Source organism: Lysobacter sp. N42 (assembly GCF_004344885.1).
In genome coordinates, this window is record NZ_SKFB01000090.1 from 1 (window position 1) to 4,191 (window position 4,191).

4 protein-coding genes and 1 pseudogene are annotated in these 4,191 nt (G+C 71.3%); 2 read left to right on the forward strand and 3 right to left on the reverse strand.

The features are described from left to right. Nucleotides 1-119, reverse strand: a pseudogene (locus tag EYQ95_RS25845) (transposase zinc-binding domain-containing protein); the annotation flags it as partial. A 129-nt stretch (nt 120-248) separates the two neighbouring features. Between EYQ95_RS25845 and EYQ95_RS25850 the strand changes: the two are divergent. Together EYQ95_RS25850 and EYQ95_RS25855 are read left to right on the forward strand one after the other, a co-directional pair. Then, entirely contained in the window at nt 249-1,928 is a 1,680-nt protein-coding gene (locus EYQ95_RS25850) for a GGDEF domain-containing protein (protein WP_132332040.1), read from the forward strand. Beyond that, entirely contained in the window at nt 1,925-2,863 is a 939-nt protein-coding gene (locus EYQ95_RS25855; protein ID WP_132332042.1) for a hypothetical protein, read from the forward strand. The genes EYQ95_RS25850 and EYQ95_RS25855 overlap by 4 nt, the downstream gene beginning before the upstream one ends. Nucleotides 2,864-2,876: 13 nt before the next feature. Here the strand turns inward: EYQ95_RS25855 and EYQ95_RS25860 are convergent, their stop codons facing one another. Continuing rightward, complete coding sequence (locus tag EYQ95_RS25860; RefSeq protein ID WP_132332046.1) at nt 2,877-3,707, reverse strand: M23 family metallopeptidase; 831 nt, start codon at nt 3,705-3,707, stop codon at nt 2,877-2,879. Nucleotides 3,708-3,860: 153 nt separating this feature from the next. Continuing rightward, nucleotides 3,861-4,076 carry a membrane protein insertion efficiency factor YidD gene (gene yidD, locus EYQ95_RS25865; protein ID WP_132332044.1) on the reverse strand — a complete coding sequence of 72 codons (216 nt, stop codon included), beginning with the start codon at nt 4,074-4,076 and terminating at the stop codon, nt 3,861-3,863. Nucleotides 4,077-4,191: the final 115 nt, after the last annotated feature.

A 4,191-nucleotide genomic window follows, 5' to 3' on the forward strand; every position in this document is an offset into this window, starting at 1 on the left:
CGCGCGCCGCAGCTCGGGCACAGCCCGCGCTTCTTGCAGGAATACGCCACCAGCCTCTCGGCACGACAGTGCTCGCACACCACCCGCAGGAAGCCGTGCTCGAGCACGCCGCAACGCAAGTCGAGGTCGCGCATTTCGAGAGCCTGCACGCGCACGACGCGGTGGCGCGGGTGAGCGGGCGCGGTCTCTGACCGTCTAGACCTCGTGGTCTGGAGTACGATGCCTCCAGGAGGGGCATAGGGGGCATCATGCGGCTGCTTACTCGCGCTTGGCTTTGGCTGGCGGTCCTTCTGTGCGCCTCGTTTCCCGTGGCCGCCGGGGAGTCGACGCTCGAAGTCGCCCGTCTCGACGCACGGGACGTGCCCGCCGCCGCTGTGCTGTCCGGCGCGTATGACGCGGCGTTCGTCGAGAACCCCAGCGGCCCGGTGATATTCCAGACGGACGATCACGCGGTCTGGTGGCGGGTGAGGGCCAAACAGCCGGTGCCTGCCGGGGGGCGCCCGCATCTGGTGCTGTTGAGCCCGTTCCTGACCGAGGTCGAGGTCTGGGCGCCTGGCGGTCAGCCGGGGAGTCCTCATGCCCTGTACGGCGATGACGCCGACGACCGGTATGCCACCCGCGCGCTGGTGAGCCCCTTGCCGCGAGGGCTCCGGGTAGGCGAGGCCGTCTATGTGCGGGTACGCATGCCGGGGGCCGTGCCCGTGGTGGTGACGGTCGAACCGTTGGACACGGTGCATCGGCGGGACCTGGAGTACACGGCCTGGCGCATCGCGATCCTCAGCATTCTCGGGGTTCTGGTCGTACTGACGCTGGCCTACTGGGCTGGCATCGGTGATCGGAGTTTCCTGTATCTGGCCGCGACGCTGGGCTTCTCCGGCATCTTCATCGCGGCGATGGGCGGCGAACTGAGATCCGTGCCCGGCCTCGGCACGCTCTTCGGAAGTAACGCCCAGCCAGTCCGAGCGGCAGGCGCCCTGGGGGTCTTCTTCAGTGGCCTGTTCGTGCGCAGTTATCTCGACCTGCGGCGGTGCGCACCGCGTCACGACAGGATCCTGGGCGTCCTGACCTGGCTCGCCGCCGCGCTCGCGGCGGTCGTCGTGCTGTCGCCAGCCCGCATCATTCCGACGCTCGGAAATTTCCTCATCGTGCTCATCGCGCTCGCCGTGTTGAGCAGTGCGGTGACCGGCGCACTCGGCGGCAATCGGGCCGCGCGGTTTCTGCTCGTATCGTGGTTGCCGATCATCGTCGCCTCGGTACTGCGAGCGGCCCAGATCCTCGGCGCCGCACAGGAGCTGAGCTATCTCGATCACATGCTCGCTGCCAGCTTCGCCCTGGCGGGCGTGCTGCTGACCATCGGCCTTTCCGACACGCTGCTCGAACTGCGCCGCGACCGCGACGAAGCCAGCCGGCGCGCGACCTTCGACGCGCTCACCGGCGCCTACACGCGGCACGCGATCGACGCCCGCCTCGCGCAGGCGTCGGCCGCCGCCGAAGCCGACGGCCGGCCGCTGTGCGTGGCCTTCGTCGACATCGACCACTTCAAGCGCATCAACGACACCCACGGCCACAACGTCGGCGACCAGTGCCTGCGCTACGTCAGCCTGCGCATCCGCAACGTGCTGCGCGGCAGCGACGTACTCGCGCGCTACGGCGGCGACGAGCTGCTGGTGCTGATGCCGGACACCACGCTGTCGGAAGCGGGCCGCATCGCCGAACGCATGCGCGAGGCGGTGGCGTGCCGCCCGCTGGCGCTGGACGACCTGCGGCTGCCGAGCACGCTCAGCATCGGCGTGGCCGAGTACGTCCCCGGCGAGGGCGTCGAGCGCCTGCTCGAACGCGCCGACGGCGCGCTGTATCGCAGCAAGAGCGCGGGGCGCAACCGCGTCAGCGCACAGGAATCCCTGGAAGCCACCGGAGAAGCGACATGACGTCCTGCCCGAATATCGAATCGCCCGCCGCCACGTCCCGCGATCCCATCCCCGGCGACGTGCTGCTGATGCTGGGCGAGGGCCCGCTGTCGGCGCTGATCGCCTGGTGTGGCGACAGCATCTACAGCCACGCCGCGCTGGTGGCCGACGATGGCGATCTGATCGAGGCCGCGGCGCACGGGGTCCGGCGCTATCCGCTCACGCAGCGCCTGAACGACCACGACAATTACCCGTTCGTGGACCTGTTCCGTCCTCACGACGCGGACGGCCGGCCGCTGCCGGATGGCGATCGCGCCGCGGTCCTCGCGCACGCCGTTTCGCTGCTGGGCGTGCCGTATCCGCTCGACCGCCTCGCCACGCTCGGCGTGCTGGTCGCCGTGCGCGGCAAGCTGCCCTCGCACTGGCTCGCGCGGCTGGTGGTGCGCGAGGCGCTCGATCATCTGGTGCGCAACGATCCCTCGCACATGGTCTGCAGCGAAGTGGTCTACCGCAGCTTCGCCGAGTGCGATGCGCAACCGCGCGGGCGGCTGGCGCCGACCGTGGTGCTCGAACCGCGCGGCACCGCGCCGTTTCCGAAAATCGACTGGAAGGCGCTGTGGGACGAGGTGTGGCCGCTGCTGCATCCCAAGCGCAGGCAGGCGCTGGCGGCGGTGGCCGCGCAGACCGGCGGCGAGGCGGCGGAGCGTGTTGCGACCGCGGCCGACCTCGCACCGGCCGACGACGAACTGGCAGACAGCCTCGCGGCCGCACGCGCCCGCCTGGGCCTGTCCGCATCCGCCGCGACGCCGATCCTGGCAGCCACGCCGCCGCTGCCGGTGCCGAATCCGAATCCCAAGCTGGTCACGCCGCTGGATCTGGCAAGTTCGCCGTCTCTCTTGCGCATCGGCCGCCTGAGCGGAGCGGCATCGCCGGTGCCGGCGGACGCGGTCGGCTGAGCGCAAGGCGCGCTCAGCGCGCGCCGCGCTCCAGCACCAGCAGCGGATCGATCCGCACCTCGAACCAGTTCATGCCCCAGTGCAGGTGCGGACCGGTCGCGCGGCCGGTGGCGCCGACCGCGCCGAGCGTCTGCCCTTGCTCGACGCGCTGGCCCACCCGCACGTCGATCCGCGACAGGTGCAGGAAGTTGGAGCTGACGCCGAAACCGTGGTCGAGCACCACGGTGCCGCCGGTGAGATACAGCCCGGGATCGGCGAAGGTGACGATGCCGGCTGCCGGCGCGCGCACCGGCGTGCCTTCGGCGGCGGCGATGTCCATCCCGGAATGCGGCGCGCCGGGCACGCCGTTGTAGACGCGGCGATGGCCGAACCGGCCGCTGATGCGGCCCTCGACCGGCCACACGAACGGTTGCAGGAAGTCGAGCCGGTCGTCGTCGCGCTCGCGCGCCGCCGCCACCCGCGCCTGCTCCTCGCGGATACGCGCGGCGATCTCCGGCGGCGGTTCGACCGTCTGCGGCGGCACGCCGTCCACGCGCTCTTCCGGCCATTCGCGCGGGCGCACGGCAACGTCGATGCGCTGCGGCGCGCCGTCGGCGGGTTCGATGACGACGCTCAGCGGTTCGACGGCATCGCGCGCCACGCCGAACACGAACGTGCCGTCCGGGCCCACCCGCAGCGGCCGTCCCGCAAGCAGCACGCGGCTGCCGGGCGCGGCGCGCCCGACCACCAGCGCGCCCTGCGGCGCCTCGTCGGGCAAGGTCGCCACCGGCCGAGCCGAGGTAGGAACCTGCGTGGGAGGGGCAGGCGCGACGCTCGCACAGGCCGCGAGTCCTACCGCCAGCATCGCGGCGAACGGCGCGCGCACGGGACTCTTTCGGGCCCGCAAGGCACGCATCGCGTCGCCACGCTCGCCCGCGCAAACCGCGTCGACGTGGCGGGAAGCGTGCCCGTCGGGCTGCAGGCGTTCGGCGCGCGATGCGGACGGCATGCGTCGGCCTCAGGGAGGCGGCACGGGATCGTGCCCGCCCGGATGCAGCGGATGGCAACGCAGGACGCGGCGCGTCGCCAGCCAACCGCCCTTGAGCGCGCCGAAACGGGCGATCGCCTGCATGGCGTATTCCGAGCACGTCGGGTGGAAGCGGCAGCGCGGACCGAGCAGCGGACTGAGCGCGCGCTTGTAGGCGCGAAGCAGAAGAATGAGCAGTCGGGGTATAGGAAGTTCAACCGCCCTTTTTGGCGAGTCTGGCGGGTAGGAAGCGGCCGCGCAAGCGCCGCTTTGGGCACAGATCGGGCACAGATCGGGGGTTCATGCGTGGGTTTTCGACATC

Coding starts and splice junctions, on each gene's coding strand:
- EYQ95_RS25860 (WP_132332046.1), bottom strand. CDS start 3,707: ATGCTGGCGGTAGGACTCGCGGCCTGTGCGAGCGTCGCGCCTGCCCCT.
- EYQ95_RS25850 (WP_132332040.1), top strand. CDS start 249: ATGCGGCTGCTTACTCGCGCTTGGCTTTGGCTGGCGGTCCTTCTGTGC.
- EYQ95_RS25855 (WP_132332042.1), top strand. CDS start 1,925: ATGACGTCCTGCCCGAATATCGAATCGCCCGCCGCCACGTCCCGCGAT.